Annotated in this window: 15 protein-coding genes; 2 read left to right on the top strand and 13 right to left on the bottom strand. The window is 58.7% G+C overall.

The features are described from left to right. Nucleotides 1-13 precede the first annotated feature (13 nt). The 13 genes from N1037_08145 to N1037_08085 all read right to left on the bottom strand — a co-directional run bounded on the left by N1037_08145 (nucleotide 14) and on the right by N1037_08085 (nucleotide 13903). The gene (locus N1037_08145; protein ID UWS80970.1) at nucleotides 14-421 is read right to left on the bottom strand and encodes a hypothetical protein; all 408 of its coding nucleotides are present in this window, start codon (nucleotides 419-421) and stop codon (nucleotides 14-16) included. Between the two features lie 176 nt (nucleotides 422-597). Continuing rightward, nucleotides 598-906 (bottom strand): hypothetical protein, encoded by a 309-nt coding sequence (locus N1037_08140; protein ID UWS80969.1) that lies wholly within the window; start codon nucleotides 904-906, stop codon nucleotides 598-600. A 103-nt stretch (nucleotides 907-1009) separates the two neighbouring features. Next, nucleotides 1010-1546: a DUF4166 domain-containing protein gene (locus N1037_08135; protein ID UWS80968.1), complete on the bottom strand. Its 537-nt coding sequence runs from the start codon at nucleotides 1544-1546 to the stop codon at nucleotides 1010-1012. Continuing rightward, nucleotides 1543-1971, bottom strand: coding sequence for a DCC1-like thiol-disulfide oxidoreductase family protein (locus N1037_08130; GenBank protein UWS80967.1), 429 nt, complete (start codon nucleotides 1969-1971; stop codon nucleotides 1543-1545). The genes N1037_08135 and N1037_08130 overlap by 4 nt, the downstream gene beginning before the upstream one ends. Before the next feature lie 36 nt (nucleotides 1972-2007). After that, nucleotides 2008-2496 carry a hypothetical protein gene (locus N1037_08125; protein UWS80966.1) on the bottom strand — a complete coding sequence of 163 codons (489 nt, stop codon included), beginning with the start codon at nucleotides 2494-2496 and terminating at the stop codon, nucleotides 2008-2010. 48 nt (nucleotides 2497-2544) lie between these two features. Next, nucleotides 2545-4539, bottom strand: a complete 1995-nt coding sequence (gene rpoD, locus N1037_08120; protein UWS80965.1) for an RNA polymerase sigma factor RpoD — start codon at nucleotides 4537-4539, stop codon at nucleotides 2545-2547. A 127-nt stretch (nucleotides 4540-4666) separates the two neighbouring features. Continuing rightward, entirely contained in the window at nucleotides 4667-6697 is a 2031-nt protein-coding gene (dnaG, locus tag N1037_08115; protein ID UWS80964.1) for a DNA primase, read from the bottom strand. A gap of 1 nt (nucleotide 6698) precedes the next feature. Beyond that, the gene (locus tag N1037_08110; GenBank protein ID UWS80963.1) at nucleotides 6699-7037 is read right to left on the bottom strand and encodes a hypothetical protein; all 339 of its coding nucleotides are present in this window, start codon (nucleotides 7035-7037) and stop codon (nucleotides 6699-6701) included. A 36-nt stretch (nucleotides 7038-7073) separates the two neighbouring features. Next, complete coding sequence (locus tag N1037_08105) at nucleotides 7074-7610, bottom strand: sarcosine oxidase subunit gamma (GenBank protein ID UWS80962.1); 537 nt, start codon at nucleotides 7608-7610, stop codon at nucleotides 7074-7076. Then, complete coding sequence (locus N1037_08100; protein ID UWS80961.1) at nucleotides 7603-10548, bottom strand: sarcosine oxidase subunit alpha family protein; 2946 nt, start codon at nucleotides 10546-10548, stop codon at nucleotides 7603-7605. The genes N1037_08105 and N1037_08100 overlap by 8 nt, the downstream gene beginning before the upstream one ends. Continuing rightward, nucleotides 10545-10814, bottom strand: coding sequence for a sarcosine oxidase subunit delta (locus N1037_08095; GenBank protein UWS80960.1), 270 nt, complete (start codon nucleotides 10812-10814; stop codon nucleotides 10545-10547). Before N1037_08095 ends, N1037_08100 begins: the two co-directional genes overlap by 4 nt. 69 nt (nucleotides 10815-10883) lie before the next feature. Further along, on the bottom strand, nucleotides 10884-12137 hold the full coding sequence (locus tag N1037_08090) for a sarcosine oxidase subunit beta family protein (GenBank protein UWS80959.1): 1254 nt from the start codon (nucleotides 12135-12137) through the stop codon (nucleotides 10884-10886). A gap of 335 nt (nucleotides 12138-12472) precedes the next feature. Continuing rightward, on the bottom strand, nucleotides 12473-13903 hold the full coding sequence (locus N1037_08085; protein ID UWS80958.1) for a Glu/Leu/Phe/Val dehydrogenase: 1431 nt from the start codon (nucleotides 13901-13903) through the stop codon (nucleotides 12473-12475). A gap of 345 nt (nucleotides 13904-14248) precedes the next feature. Here N1037_08085 and N1037_08080 point away from each other — a divergent pair, with 345 nt between their 5' ends. Continuing rightward, on the top strand, nucleotides 14249-16051 hold the full coding sequence (locus tag N1037_08080) for a Tad domain-containing protein (GenBank protein ID UWS80957.1): 1803 nt from the start codon (nucleotides 14249-14251) through the stop codon (nucleotides 16049-16051). Then, nucleotides 16048-16593: a pilus assembly protein gene (locus tag N1037_08075; protein UWS80956.1), complete on the top strand. Its 546-nt coding sequence runs from the start codon at nucleotides 16048-16050 to the stop codon at nucleotides 16591-16593. The genes N1037_08080 and N1037_08075 overlap by 4 nt, the downstream gene beginning before the upstream one ends. The last annotated feature ends 2 nt before the right edge of the window (nucleotides 16594-16595 follow it).

Below are 16595 nucleotides of genomic sequence, written 5' to 3'. Positions count from 1 at the left end.
GTCGGCAGAGGGATTAATACCGCACAGGCGATTGATCACAGTAGCTGCGCGCCTGCTGCACCGACATGCTATTGCCAGGTTTGATCCCCAGAGACAGCCACCCCTGTAACGGTGCCGATACGCCCACCTGTTGCGGCGACAGGGTAAACTGCACCGCAGAGCGCCGTCCCGTTGTCACGCTGGTGTTGCGCCCCTGAACAACATGGATGCTATCCTGCCACTGGGCGCCTTTCTCCCGGCGGGCATATTCCGAGGCGCCGCACCAGAACTCATCAAAAGTTCCCGAGGATTTTGGGATCACCTCAAAGATCAACTCATTCACTGGATTGACCTGCACACCTCTCGAGGTGGTAAAGGCCTCAGCCGCCAAAGGCACAAAAAGCGCCGCAGTCAAGCCAGCGGCCATAAAGGTATTTTTCATTCGATGCGCTCTCCGGTTTTGACCTACATAAGAGGCCAGCCACAGTGTTCCAAGAGCGACAGGGCAAGAAACCCATAGCGGGGGCGATGCACAAAGCCTTGCGGCCTGCCCTCGCTGACCCAGGGCCCATGCCCCGGGCCAGCCAGTAAAAACCGAGACGATCTAGAGGCAGGCCTTTAAACGGCGTTTTTTACCGCTGCGCCAGGGAAGGGAATGATTTCAGCCCCAAGACCCTTGCCCAGGCTTTGCTCCAGGATATCCAGCACCGCTGCATCGGGGGAATTGCCCTGCTCAGGATCAAACTGCGCACGCGCCTGTTGCCGCAACATCTCGCGGGCCGGCTCAGCATCCAATGATTTTAGGGTGTTTCCCTGTTCCTTCAGGGCGGAGACCATAAATTCATTGGCATCAGTCAGGTTTTTGAGCGCTTCCAGCTGCTCTTGCAGAATGGTCAGCGCCTCAGTCAGGTTTTGATTCGCAGACATCGGTCCCCCTTAGGCGTTTTTGATCTCGAATAGGTAGCGAGATGGTTCATTAGGTTATATTGGGCGACACCACCCGGCTGCAAGCAGAGGTGTTAACAATTGGTTAACGCAGCTCCGGCACGTCAAAACTGCCTTGGTAGCGGATCAGCAACCCAATCAACGGCAGACTGGCGGAGATATCAAAGCCAAACCCACCATCCGGCGTTTGAAACTCTGATGAGGCAGATTTCGGGGTCAACAGGCGCGGCAGTGGCAGGCCCAGAAAGCTGGCCCCCAGCACCTGGACGGCCAGCACCTCGCCTTGCATCTGCACCTCCATTCGGATCGCAACTGGGCCGAACTGTTCTACCGCGCAGGCATGCCTGCTGTCATACCTCAGGTAGGAGCGGGTTTTACGGGTGCCAAAGCGCCGCGTCCAAATATGACCTTCTCCCTGCGGGGTTGTGGAGATTTCAAAATCCACGTCGCGTCCCGGTGCAGGAAAGCCGGCAAGCCGGACAATCAGCCGTGCCAGCAGGTTGCCCGATGTGATATCAGCCCGTCCCCTGTAGCGGCCAGATCCCGCACCATGAAACCGCGCCACTGTCGCAGGCACGGCCAATCCCTGCGCTGCAATAATGCGGCCAAAAGCGTCGCTCATGCATGCTCTTCCGGCTGTGCAGGGATCCAATCCAGAAACCGGGCCTTTACCTCTGGGCTGGGCACCATGCAGGTCGCGGTGCGGCCAAAGAGACGATAGCGATTGCGCGCAACAGCATGATAGAGCGGATCTTTCACCACCTTGGGTAAAAAGCGGCACAGCCCCAGAACAGGCCATATCCCCGGAAGGGCACCCATTGCAGCGGCAAAGGCATCCAGCCGCTGGTAGCAACGGCCCTCGACAAAGACCAGGTTGGTTTCAAAATCATCCACCGGCAGCCCCTGTTCGCGGTAGAGCCGCTGCCCCAGTGCCGACTGCGCCGTCGCAAAGGAGAACCGCTGCGTCCTGTCATGGCGCAGCATGAACTGAAAGAACCGCGAGCACAGCACACATTCGCCATCAAAGACGATGAGGTCTCCCGTCATTTCGGTAGGAGTATCTTCGCATCGGCTGTCCACCACCTATTGCCAACTCTCGGCTTCAAGCGAATACACCTGTCCGGCGCGCTGCTTGGCCTCAAACAGGGGCAGACCATAGCCGGAGCTCTTCACACTACCGCTGTCACAGTGCAAATGCGCCAGCTCACGACCGCCTTGCTCGACGACAATACCGCCGCTTAAGGGCTGAACTGCATCAGGATCTTTCTCTTGGTTGTAGTAAACCGTGTAAAAGGTTCCCGCATTTTCAAGCGTGAATGTTTCCCAAATCGACCGACCAATGCCCGGCCAGGGCACCATGTTTACATCCCGTACATTTCGCTGTAGCGCCAAGTCCGGCTCGGCCCCACTGCGGCCAAAGGCATAGCTCACCTGCTCGCCTTGCAAACAGGTTGTCAGCTCTTTGCTGCCGCCTTGTAAAGAACAGGAGACCAGAACTTCTGATCCGGCAGGACAGGCCATCGCAGGCATGGCTGAAACCACAAACAGAAGAGATGAAATAAAAAGACGCAAGACATAGCTCCAAATAGAAAAAAGGCGCCCCGTAGGACGCCCTTCTTACTACTGATCCAGGAAGCTGCGCAACTTGCGGCTGCGGCTGGGGTGCTTCAGTTTCCTGAGCGCCTTGGCCTCGATCTGGCGGATCCTCTCACGGGTCACGCTAAACTGCTGGCCGACTTCTTCCAGCGTGTGGTCGGTGTTCATGCCGATGCCAAAACGCATCCGCAAAACCCGTTCTTCGCGCGGGGTGAGCGAGGCCAGAACCCGGGTGGTGGTTTCCTTGAGGTTTTCCTGAATGGCGCTGTCCAGCGGCAGCACGGCATTCTTGTCCTCGATGAAATCACCCAGCTGGCTGTCTTCTTCGTCGCCAATCGGCGTCTCAAGGCTGATCGGCTCCTTGGCGATCTTCATCACCTTGCGGACCTTTTCCAGCGGCATTTGCAGCTTTTCGGCCAGCTCTTCAGGCGTGGGCTCGCGGCCAATTTCGTGCAGCATCTGGCGACCGGTGCGGACCAGTTTGTTGATGGTCTCGATCATATGCACCGGGATCCGGATGGTACGGGCCTGATCCGCAATAGAGCGGGTGATGGCCTGACGGATCCACCAGGTGGCATAGGTGGAGAACTTATAACCACGGCGGTATTCGAACTTGTCCACCGCCTTCATCAACCCGATGTTGCCTTCCTGAATGAGATCGAGGAACTGCAAACCACGGTTGGTGTATTTCTTGGCAATCGAGATAACCAGACGCAGGTTGGCCTCGACCATTTCCTTCTTGGCCTGACGGGCCTCTTTTTCGCCTTTCTGAACCTGCTGCACGATGCGGCGGAATTCAGAGATGTCCAGACCAACATATTGACCCACCTGGGCCATATCGGCGCGCAGTTCTTCGACTTTGTCGGTCGAGCGCTCAATGAACATCTGCCAGCCCCGGCCGGGCTTTTCGCCCATGTCAGACAGCCAGTTGGGGTCAAGCTCGCGGCCCCGGTAGGCTTCGACAAATTCGCGACGGTTGATACGGGCCTGGTCCGCCAGTTTCACCATCGAGCTGTCGATCTGCATAACACGGCGGTTGATGCCGTAAAGCTGGTCAATCAGCGCGTCGATACGGTTGTTATGCAGATGCAGCCCGTTCACCAGCTCAACAATTTCAGAGCGCAGCGACTGGTAGGTCGCCTCGTCTTTTTTGCCAAACGAGCCGTCCTCGTTCAGGGTTGCCGAGATCCGGCTATCCTGCATCTCTGACAGCCGGGCAAAATCTGTCGAAATATGCTCCAGCGTGGTCAGCACCCGATCCTTCAGGGCCGCTTCCATGGCTGCAAGCGACATATTGGCCTGCTCGTCTTCGTCGTCATCATCATCCGTGGCAATCGGGTTGCCATCGGCATCAAGCTCCTGGGTTTCTTCCTTGGCGGGCGCAGCCGCAGCGGGCGCGGCACCTGGAACCACGGGCACCACGGGTTCTGCGGCTTCACCGTCTTCATCCAACTGGTTGCCAAAGGTGGCTTCCAGATCGATCACGTCGCGCAGCAGGATGTCCTCTGACAAAAGTTCGTCGTGCCAGATGGTGATCGCCTGAAAGGTCAGCGGGCTTTCGCACAGCCCGGCGATCATGGTGTTACGGCCGGCCTCGATGCGCTTGGCAATGGCGATCTCGCCTTCGCGGCTCAGCAGTTCGACCGTGCCCATCTCGCGCAGATACATGCGCACCGGGTCATCGGTCCGGTCCAGCTTCTCAGAAGCCGCTCCGGCAACCGCGACTTCACGCGGGCTATCGGCGGAAACCAGTTCGGTTGAGCCCTTCTGCTCTTCCTCTTCGACTTCCTCATCTTCGATAATATTGATGCCCATTTCCGACAGCATCGACATCACATCTTCGATCTGCTCCGAGCTCACCTGATCGGGAGGCAGCACCTGGTTGAGCTGGTCATAGGTGATGTAGCCCTTCTCACGGGCTTCGGCGATCATCTTTTTGACCGCGGCCTGGCTCATGTCCAGCGAGATTTCAGCGTCCTGATCGTCAGGCTTACGGTCGTCGTTATCTTTGGCGGCCATTCATTGCTCCCTAAGAGGCTGGGCGATTCGGATGAGCGAATCATTAGCGCGATCGTGTGATTCGTCACCCGGTTTAGCGAATTTTCTTTGGCTCTTCCTTAGCAAAACGACACGCGGGCTGCACGAATCACTTTTGAGAGAAGCCGATTCTGTCCAAAAGGGCGCCAAAAGCATCGAGTTCCTCGCGATCGAGTCGCGCGCCATTCTCGCCCACATCAAAGTTGGCCTTGTCCTCGTTCTCGCTGCGCACCGCGCGATTTCGCGCTTCGGCCGCCTGCTTTAGACGCCAGGTCAAAGCCTCATCCGCCAGTCCTGTCAGGTCCTCTGCGGCCTCAGCCAACTCTGCATTCAACCCCTGCAGGGCCTCCAGTTTGGCGAATTCTTCGGCCAGGGTCTGCCGGGCCGCGTCAAAATCACTGGGTCTGCGCAGGCAGGGGATAATTGCCACGTGGCCAAGCGTCATCAGATTTTCAAGGGCTTGACCCCCAAGATTCTCAATAATGCGATCTTTCAGCTGCTGCGGCGTATCGATGCCAAACCGCAACACTTGGTCCCTGAGACGGCTCAGATCTGCGTCAGCACAGAGCATACGTTCCAGGTTTCCCTCGAACTCAGCGATCATATCCGGCGTCGAGATCGCGACCGCCAGCACCACTGCCTCGCGGGCGCGGGCGATTTCTGCCTCATTGGCAGCCACCACCAACGAGCTGCGGGTGCTGGCCATGGGGGCCGGCGCGACCTTCTGCCCTTTCCAGGGTCTGCGTGCGCCATCGCCAAAGCCGCCCTTGCGGCCTGGCTTCCAGGTGCCGCCGCCCTGCCATCCATCGCCAGAGCCGCCGGGGTCAAAGTCACGATCCCGGCCTTCGGGGCGATTGCCACGAAACAGCTCCCAGCGCAGATCCTTGATATCCTCGCCATAGTGTTTGCGGATCGACGGGTCACGGATCAGTTTGATCTTTTCCCGCAGCGCCTTATCCAGGGTGGCCTTGCGCTCGGGGCTGTCAAAAACCTTGCCCTCGGTTTCGCGTTGCCACAGCAGCTTAACCATCGGCATGGCCTGATCCAGCACCACCTGCACCGCTTCTGGCCCCTTGGCTTTGATCAGATCATCCGGGTCCTGCCCGTCTGGCATAATGGCAAAGCGCAGGGATTTACCTGCCTGCAACAGTGGCAGGGCCAGATCAATCACCCGCATGGCGGCGCGCAGACCGGCGGTGTCGCCATCCAGCGCGATGATTGGCTCATCCGCCATCCGCCACATCAGCTGCAGCTGGGTCTCCGTCACCGCCGTACCCAAAGGCGCGACGGCGGACGGGAAGCCTGCCTCGGACAGGGCAATCACATCCATATAGCCCTCAGCCACGATCAGGGGCGTACCGCGACCAGCCGCTGCCCGCGCAGGGGCGTGGTTGTACAGGCTGCGGCCTTTGTCGAACAGCTCGGTCTCGGGCGAGTTCAGGTATTTGGCATTGTCGTTGGGATCCATGGCGCGGCCGCCAAAGGCAATGGCGCGGCCACGGGCGTCGCGGATCGGAAACATGATCCGGTTGCGAAAGGTATCATAGGACCGCCCGCCCTTGGTCGAGGGCTTGGCCAGACCGGCGGCCATGATCAGCTCTTCGGGCACGTTTTTGCCACGCAGGTGATCCCAGAGGTTCTGCCAGCCATCCGGCGCAAAACCGATCTCCCACCGATCCAGGGCCGGTGGGGTGAGGCCACGGCGCTGCAAATAGCTACGGGCCATTGCGGCGTTATTGGTTTTCAGCTGCAGGCGGAAGAACTGCACCGCCTGCTCCATCACCTCGATCAGCTGCGTGCGACGGTCCTGTTTCTGCTGCGCCTTGGGATCGCGGGCTGGCATCTCCATTCCCGCCTCCCGCGCGAGGATTTCCACCGCCTCCATAAAGCCGACATTTTCGGTTTCCTGGACAAATTTCAGCGCATCGCCTTTGGCCTGACAGCCAAAGCAATAGTAGTAACCTTTGCGGTCATCCACATGAAAGGACGCGCTTTTTTCATGGTGAAAGGGGCAAGGTGCCCACAGATCGCCCTTGCCGGTATTTGACTTGCGCTGGTCCCACATGACTTTGCGCCCGACAACATCAGAGATGCTGATCCGGCTGCGCAATTCATCCATGAATCCAGGTGTCAAAGACATATCAGTTTGATTTCAACTGTCGTTTCATTTCCTGAATCTGATCCCAGTTTTCCAGGCATTGCTGTTCCAGCAGCGGGCCAAATTCCGTCGCCTTCAGGTCCCGGCGCTTCATGGCATAGATGTGCTCGGCCAGCTGCGGGATCGCCTTGGAATATTGTTCTGGCCAGTCGGGTTCACTGTCAAGAATGACCTGTTCGACATCTGCCTTGCTGACACGGTCCAGACGGGCGGCCTGAACCGCGGCCATGACCTGGCCCTGATATTTACAGCTGTCTTCTTTTCTGTCGGCAGCAGAGGCAGGCGCTGCCAAGAGAACGGCGGCAAGGGTGATGCGGATCATGGATCGCTCCCGGAATCAGTTGAAGATCCCGGCAGATTACCTCCGCGCCGCCCAAGCTTCCATCGCTGTTTTAAGATCATGGTGCAATGTCTGCGCCATGGATCGGAACACCATGATCTGAAACCGATCTTTATCAAGACGACAAAGGGAAGCCATCATGTGTTTGGCCTCGGTGCGCACAGATGCCCCAACCGCAAACCGCAGATCCACCGGGCAGAGCCGCGCCAGGACATCCTCAGCCCCAGGCCCCGCCAGCTCCATCACCGCCCAGCCAGCACTTTGGTCCGTAAGGGCCGCATGTCTGGCCAGGCTTGGGTCCGGCTGTGGCCCCATCAATAGCGCCAGGTCGCGGCCAAACCACAAGACCCGCGCCCCCTTGCCAGAGGTCGAGTCATTCACTCCCGGAAAGCCAACCCCATGCGCCTTCGTCAGGGCCTTGTCGAGCGCCTGCTGCTCGCCTTGGTAGGGGGCCAGCGTGGTCAGGGTCTGTGGCTTGCTTTCGGTCAGGGTAAGCAAGCCGATCTTGAGCGATTCGAGGCCATCACAAGCGGTTTTGACAAGCAGTTCAGCCACGGGTCCGTTCTCCTTCTGGGTCGTAAAACACCGGCTCAACCACTTCGCAGAGCGTATCAATGCCGCGCATATGGTCCACCAGGCGGATCTCATCCCCGATCCGGCTTGCACCCCGTTTCAAAAAGCCAAGCGCAATCATATGTCCCAGCTCAGGTGAGAACCCGGCTGAAGTCACATAGCCCTGATCATGCACCCGCTCCACCGGGTCCTCAGGCGCAAAGAGATGCGCCCCAGCACTCAGCTCTTTTACCGCGCCAAGGGGTTTCAGCCCGATCATCTGCATACGGTCCGCATCAACCAACCCCGGACGATGGGCCATGGCCTTGCCGATAAAGTCCTTCTTCTTGGACAACATGCCCGCCAGCCCCAGGTCATGGGCCGTCACCGTGCCATTGATTTCGGCATGGGTGATAAACCCCTTTTCAATCCTCAGCACATTCAGCGCCTCCATGCCGTAGGCGCCACCACCCAGGGCTTCGGCGCGCGACAACAGGGTGCGGAACAAGCTGTCACCGTACCCCGCAGGCAGGGCCAGCTCATAGGCCTCCTCCCCAGAGAAGGAGATCCGGAACAGGCGCCCCTTTACCCCCATGACTGAGACCTCACCACAGGCCATAAAGGGCCAGCTGTCACCATCGATTGGAGCATCCAGCAAGCCATTCAGCAGCTCACGCGATTTGGGGCCTGCAACGGCAAACTGCGCCCAGTGCTCTGTGACGGAGGTAAAGCGCACATCCCACTGCGGGCGTAGCACCTGGGCGATAAATTCCAGATGCGCCATCACCTCACCCGCCGCTGCGGTGGTGGTGGTCATCACATAATGGGTCTCGCCCAGCCGCGCGCAGGTGCCGTCATCCATGACAAAGCCGTCTTCGCGCAACATCAGCCCATAGCGCACACGCCCCTGCTTCAGCGTGCTGAATGTATTGGTATAGACAAAATCCAGCAGCTTGGCCGCGTCCGGCCCCTGAATATCGATCTTGCCCAGCGTTGACACATCGCAAACCCCAACGGCGCGGCGCACCCACATGGTCTCACGATCACAGGACTGCCGCCAGTTGCTCTCGCCCTGCTTGGGAAAATAGGCCGCCCGGTACCACAGCCCAACCTCCAGCTGGCTGGCCCCGCGCTCCTCCGAAGCGTTGTGCGATGTCAAAAAGCGCTTCGGTTTGAAGCCCTGATCCGCCGCCCCGGCCCCCATGGCGCCAATCGACACCGGTACAAACGGCGGCCTAAAGGTGGTCGTCCCTGTTTCGGGGATCGAGCGCCCGGTCACATCTGCCAGCACCGCCAAGGCTGCCACGTTGGAATTCTTACCCTGATCCGTCGCCATGCCTTGGGTGGTGTAGCGCTTCATATGCTCGACCGAACGGAAATTCTCTCCTGCCGCCTGGGTGACATCCTTCACGGTGACATCGTTCTGAAAATCAAGCCAGGCACGGCCCTTCCCGGGCACCGCCCAAAGCGGCGCAATTTGATAGGCCGCATCCTCGGCAACAGGCACATCAGCCCGCGCGCCCGCCACGCCCAGCGCGTCCAGCACTTGACCGGCAGCCTCAGCCCCTTCGTTCAGCGCACCTTGGGTCGAGAACGTTCCGTTGCAAGCCCCCACAGCCCGCAACCCCGGCACCGCACCAGGGGCGGGCACAAAGGCCAGCACCTCGCGGCGCCAGACAGGCCGCGCATTCAGATGGCAGGTCAAATGCACCGAGGGGTTCCACCCCCCCGACATCGCCAGGCAATCTGTCTGGATCCGTTCTTCACCACGTACCGACCGCACCGTGATGCTTTCCAGCCGTCTGCCACCACTGGTATTGCAGATCTGCGCCCCCTTCATCACCGGGTACAGATCACTGTCTGGCGCGTCATGGCGACTGTCGATCACCGCCGCAACATGCACGCCAGCCTGTGCCAGATCACGGGCCGTCCGATGGGCATCATTGTTATTGGCAAACAGCGTCACCCGCTCTCCTGGCGCTACCCCCCAACGGTTCAGGTAGGCGCGCACCGCGCTGGCCATCATCACCCCGGGCCGGTCATTGTTGCGAAAGGCCACCGGGCGCTCAATCGCCCCAGCCGCCAGCACACAGTGTTTCGCTGCAATGCGCCAAAAACACTCACGCGGACGATGACACTCCTTCAAGGAGTGCCGCCGCATCTCATGCTGGCTCACCCGTTCCAGCGCCCCATAGGTGCCCTGATCATAGGCGCCCGTGACCGTCGTGCGCGCCATCAGGCGCACATTCGGCATCGCGCCCAGCTCTGCCAGCACTTCCTGCAACCAGACACCTGCGGGCTGGCCATCGATCTCTTCCTGCTCAACCAAAAGACGCCCGCCCAGACGGCTGTCCTCTTCCAGCAGCAAAACATCCGCCCCCGCGCGCCCCGCCGTCAGGGCCGCCATCAGCCCCGCAGGACCAGAGCCAACCACCAGAAGATCACAAAAGGCATAGGCCTTCTCGTAACAATCAGGATCTGCCTCTCCGGATAATGCCCCAAGCCCCGCCGCGCGACGGATCATCGGCTCATACAGCTTTTCCCAGAAGGCCGCGGGCCACATGAAGGTCTTATAATAAAACCCGGCCCCAAAGAACGGCGCCGCCAGATTGTTGACCGCCAGAATATCGTGCTCCACCGAAGGCCAACAGTTCTGACTGCGCGCCTCAAGCCCCTCATAAAGCTCCTGCGTGGTGGCGCGAATATTGGGGTCCTGTCCGGGGCCATGCCCCAGAGTAACCAGCGCATTGGGCTCCTCGCTGCCTGCCGTCAGAATGCCACGCGGACGGTGATATTTAAACGACCGTCCCACCAGATGAATATCATTGGCCAACAAGGCAGAGGCCAGCGTATCCCCCTCCAGCCCCATCAGATGCCGCCCGTTGAAGGTAAAATTGACGGTCTTGCCTTCAGCGCTGAACCCTTTCCCCGCGATCCTCATTCTGTCCCTCCCAATCCCGCAGCAGAGGCCAGCTCCACCTTCAGAATCTCATGTGTCGCAGTGTTGCGCGTCACACTGAGCCAGGCGCCACAGCCCATCTCGTGATACCACAGCTCCGCCAAAACCCCGGCAGGGTTCTTTCGCAGGTTCACATATGCATGCCAGTCGTCCAACTCGGCATCCAGCCCAGGGCGTTCCAACGCCGCGCCCTTGACATAAAACTCACGTCGGTCGCGTTCGCCACAATGGGGACAGTGGATCCTCATGCCTGACACTCCTGCTTCATCTTACCCAAAATACCTCCGCCGGAGGCATCCAGCCAGAGCCCCAAGGACCTAGTGGAGATTATGTTGCGCACCGGTTCCCTCCTCATCCATCATCCCGTAGCCACTGCGAAAGCGGTCCAGCTTGAACCGGGTCGCAGCCCCGTGGGGGCGATCCGTGGCAATCAGATGGGCATAGGCATTCCCCGACCCCGGCGTCGCCTTGAAGCCGCCATAACACCAGCCGCAATTCAGATAGAGACCCTCAATGGGAGAGTGATCAATAATCGGCGATCCATCCGGGGTCATATCCATAATGCCACCCCAGCTGCGCAGCAGTCGCGCCTTGCTGACGGCAGGCACCATGGCAACGCAGGTCTCCATGGTATGTTCCGCCATCGGCAGATTACCCCGCGCCGCATATGAGCTGTAAAAATCCAGATAGCTGCCAAAGACCAAACCGCCCTTGTCAGACTGGCTGATATAAAGGTGCCCCTCGGCAAAGGTGATCACCTGATCAACCAGCGGCTTCACCCCTTCGGACACAAAGGCCTGCAAGACGTGGCTCTCAATCGGCAGGGTCAGCCCTGCCATGGCCGCCACCTGACCGCTGCGTCCGGCTGCTGCCAGGGCGACCTTCTTGGCCCGGATCGGGCCGCGCGCAGTCTGCACCCCGGTCACCTTGCCGCCCTCCACGTCGATGCCGGTAACCTCGCAGTTTTGGATCAGATCCACCCCACGCCGATCCGCGCCCCGGGCAAAGCCCCAGGCCACGGCGTCATGGCGCGCAGTCCCGGCCCGGCGCTGCATCAGCGCGCCCATGATCGGAAAGCGGTTGTTGTCAAAATTCAGATAGGGGGCCAGCCTGCGCACCGCCTCACGATCCAGCAGCTCGGCGTCATCCCCCTGATTGATGATCGAATTCCCCCGCCGCACCGCCGCGTCCCGCTGACCGTCATTGTGATAGAGATTGAGCACACTGCGCTGGGACATCATCACATTGTAGTTCAGCTCCTGCTCCAGCCCCTCCCAGAGCCGCAGCGAGTGTGAATAAAATTCAGAGTTGCCCGGCAGGTAATAATTGGCCCGCACAATGGTGGTATTGCGCCCGACATTGCCACCACCGAGATAGCCTTTCTCCAGAACCGCAATATTGGTGATCCCATGTTCGGCAGCAAGATAGTATGCGGTGGCCAGCCCATGGCCGCCGCCGCCAATGATCACCACATCATATTCGCGCTTTGGGTCCGGATCGCGCCAATGCGGCCCCCAGCCCTTGTTGCCGGTCAGCCCTTCCTTAAGCACCCGCCATCCCGAAAAACCCATTGCAGCCCTCCCGCGTTTCATCCTGCCCGACACCCCCAGCTGCGGGGTGGTAAACCTGTGATATTGCTAGCGGCTTTGCCGCAGGACGCCTAGCCCCAGAGGGGAAAATTCCTGAGACAAGCGTGCTCTTGCCAGTCTTTGCACAGGAAATGTACACATATGTCTAGGCCATTTTGCGACTTTCCCTGCCGCTTCTGGGCCTTTGTGGTGCGCCCCCAGCGTGAATTGGGCCGCCTGCCCCGCAAGCCCGGTCCCTGCATGGAGCGCCATAAAAAATGGCGGGCACCAGGCCCGCCATCAAGATCAGAAAACCGATCCGTGCTTTGATTACACCCTCAAAGCCCCTTGGCCCGGTAGCTGGCAGCTACTTTGCCGATAGAGACCAGATAGGCAGCGGTGCGCAGATCGGTGACATCATCGCGGCTGTGCCAGACTTCACGCATGGACTGATAGGCAATCCGCATGGTGTCATCCAGCCCCGAGCGTACCAGCTCCAGCTCATCAGCGCCGCGCAGATACTTCTCTTTGAAGCCCTCGGTCAGCGTCCAGGTTTTCCCCATGCTGTCTGACAGGCCTTCCAACTCATCGACCACCAGCTGGTGGCGTGCCTCTTCCTGGCGACGCTGCATCCGGCCAAAGCGGATATGGCTCAGGTTCTTGACCCACTCAAAGTAAGAGACCGTCACACCACCAGCATTGGCATACATATCCGGGATGATAACGGTGCCTTTGTTGCGCAGGATCTCATCCGCACCCGCCGTCACCGGACCATTGGCGGCCTCGATGATCAGTGGCGCCTTGATGCGATCCGCGTTGGAGAGGTTAATCACCCCCTCCAGCGCCGCCGGGATCAGGATATCGCACTCCTTCTCCAACAGCTCCGCGCCATTTTCCAGCAAAGTCGCATCCGGGTAACCGGAAATGCCGCCATGTTTGACGATCCAATTGTGCACCGCCTCCACGTCCAGACCTTCGCTCCGGTACAGGGCACCATCGCGCTCGATCACACCGGTGATCAGCGCGCCATCTTCCTGGCTGAGGAATTTGGCAGCGTGGTAACCCACATTGCCAAGCCCCTGCACAATAATGCGCTTATCTTTCAGCTTCCCGCCAAGACCCGCTTTGGCCATGTCTTCGGGATGACGGAAAAATTCACGCAGCGCATATTGCACCCCACGCCCCGTCGCCTCGACCCGGCCGGCAATGCCACCGGCATTCAGCGGCTTGCCAGTGACACAGGCACGGGCATTGATATCGGTGGTGTTCATCCGCGCGTATTGATCCGCGATCCAGGCCATCTCGCGCTCGCCGGTGCCCATATCAGGCGCCGGCACGTTCTGGCTGGGGTGAATCAGGTCGCGTTTTGCCAATTCATAGGCAAAACGGCGGGTGATCAGTTCCAGTTCATGTTCTTCATATTTGCGCGGATCAATGCACAAACCGCCCTTGGATCCGCCAAAGGGGGCTTCGACCAGGGCACATTTATAGGTCATGAGCGCGGCCAGGGCCTCGACCTCATCCTGATGCACATTGATCGCATAGCGAATGCCGCCTTTGACCGGTTCCATGTGCTCGGAATGGACTGAGCGATAGCCTGTGAAGGTCACCATTTCACCACGCAGCCGCACCCCAAACCGCACCGTATAGGTGGCGTTGCAGACGCGAATTTTCTCCTCCAACCCAGGCGGCAGGTCCATCAAAGCGACTGCTCTGTTGAACATCAGATCAACACTCTCGCGGAAGCTGGGTTCTTGGGGGCTGCTCATTGGCGGTTCTCCGTGCTCTGTCAACGACTGATTCCTATCGTTAGAGCAACTCTATGCACGGAAGTTTAAAGAGTGCGACCTTTTTAACCATTCCATTTCGAAATTCACTAAAAACTGATCCTTACTCCGATTCGACTTTACCAAAGTCCCGCACCCCGCATTTTGGCAAGAAACCGTAAACAATCGCCCCGTTTGGCACTCAATTGCCTTTGTATTAAGAAAATTGAAACTAAATGGACTTGCGGCCGCCCCATTTCCGCCATCTTCCCAAATCAAATATGAATGAGACCAAAACCCGTTTCACTCCTATGCCCCCTCTGTGAGGGGCCGAAGAGGCTGTTGTTCATGACACTGCGCCACACGACCGTCACGGCTCTCCCCCTTAGCGTCCTGCACCAAGGCGTTAACCGGCTGCGAGCATTCCGCCGCGACGAAAGCGGCGTCATGGCCTATCCGACGGTTGCCTTTTTCCTGGCGATGCTGGCGGTTGGCGGCCTGGGTGTGGACCTGATGCGGATGGAGCGCGACCGGACAATGCTGCAATACACCCTGGACCGTGCGGTTCTGGCTGCTGCAGATCTGGACCAGACCCAACCCCCGGCTGTTGTGGTAAAGGACTACCTGAACAAGGCGGGCCTGGGCGAGCACTACACGCCACCAGTTGTGGAAACCGGGTTAGGCTATAAGCGGGTGCAGGCGACCATCAACTCCACCTTCGAGGCCCATCTGATGCGGTTCTCTGGCGGTACGGATCTGCCGATCTATGCCACGTCCAAAGCAGAGGAAAGCATCGACGGATTGGAGATTTCGCTGGTTCTGGATGTGTCCGGTTCAATGAACTCAAACAGCCGCCTGACCAACCTCAAGGTGGCAGCAAAAGATTTTATCGACACCATGGTGGCCAACACCACCGAGGGAAAGATGTCGATCTCGGTGGTGCCTTATGCGACGCAGGTCTCCATGCCGGAAAACCTGATGCTGCAGTATAACACCGAAGGCAACAACGACTATTCGTACTGCATCAACTTTGAAGGAGATCGGTTCAATACCACATCTCTGCCGACTAAAACGCCGCTCCCCACATGGGACATGATCCTGAAGCGCACGATGCATTTCACCCCTTGGGGATACAGCAATCGGGATATGCGGACCTATTACAACAGCCCCCGCCTGATCCAAGACCCGGTTTGTGACCCGCGGCAGTCGCGGCAAATCCTGCCGCTTCAGCAGGATGCGAACACGCTCAAAAACTTCATTCAAAACCTGTCCGCCGGGGGTAATACCTCGATTGATATTGGCATGAAATGGGGGACCGTCCTGCTTGATCCCTCCACGCGCCCAGCCATTTCTGCGCTGGCCTCCGGGACGGCTGCGGGCGCTGGTCCAAGTGTCCCGAACGGTTTTTCTGCCCGCCCGGCCGACTACACCGATGCTGATACCATTAAAATCATTGTTTTGATGACCGATGGGCAGAACACCTCGCAATATTATGTAAATGACGACCATCGTGACGGCCCCTCAGGGGCGCATTTTGCCATTCTCGAAGGACGCGATGACACAAGATACAACACCGGGACTGCCTCACTAAAGGTCTACTCCACCTATGATGCCTATAATGATCGCTATTACTGGCACCTTCCCTATTATCCAAAATGGTCTGACCACCCGATTGGCACAGGTAACAGCTCCTTTAAAGACTGCGATCGCTACGGAAATAACTGCCAATGGATTTCAGAACAGACCGCCGCAAACCACCCAGACGCCACTGTCTTTGACGACACTGGCAACGTCATCTCAGGGCTGAGCTATAATGAACTGTTTGCACGGACCTCGTTGAAGTACCTGTATCGCTACATCTTTGATGACTGGATGGATTTCTATCAAGCGCGAAATACCTGGTATTATGGGATCTATTCCAGCTACGGCAATGGGACCAAGAACAATCGCACACGCAGCGTCTGCGCGGCGGCCAAGGCCAAGGGCATTGTTGTCTACACCATCGGCTTTGAAGCCCCCAGCAACGGGGTCGCGGTTCTGCGCGACTGCGCCAGCACCGATTCCCATTACTTTGATGTGAACGGACTAGAAATCAAAGACGCCTTTGCCTCGATCGCCACATCGATCCGCCAGCTGAGGTTGACCCAATGATTTTATCCTCTGCAAAACGCCTGTTCCGGCGCTTTCGCGGCGACACAAAGGCCACCGTGACCGTCGAATTTGCAATTCTGATGCCGCTGTTCTTTATGCTGCTGACCTCGACCGTCGAGCTGGGCATGGTTGTCCTGCGCCAATCCCAGTTGGAACGCGCTTTGGACATCGCGGTGCGCAACATTCGCCTAACCACCGGGTCAGCCCCGCAACACGATGTCGTAAGGGATCAAATCTGTGACCTCTCAGGCTTCATCGACAATTGCTCGACCTCATTGCGACTGGAAATGGTGCAGCTCGACCCCTTTGCCTGGGTGGACGTCAATGAACAGGTCGACTGCATCAGCAAACCAGAAGAAGTGTTGCCGGTGCGTGGCTTTTCTAACACCGGCAGGTCTAACGACCTGATGCTGATTCGCGCCTGCATGCGTTTTAAGCCCTTGTTCTCAGGCTGGGGGTTTGGCGAAAGTCTCTCCACTGCCGACCCCGAAGGGCTGGTCAGCCTGGTGGCCGTGTCCGCCTTTGTGCAGGAGCCGAAGTAAAC

The organism is Phaeobacter sp. G2 (assembly GCA_025163595.1).
GTDB lineage: Bacteria > Pseudomonadota > Alphaproteobacteria > Rhodobacterales > Rhodobacteraceae > Pseudophaeobacter.
The sequence above is the reverse complement of the archived record's forward strand: the minus strand, read 5'-3'. Positions and strand labels throughout refer to the sequence as shown.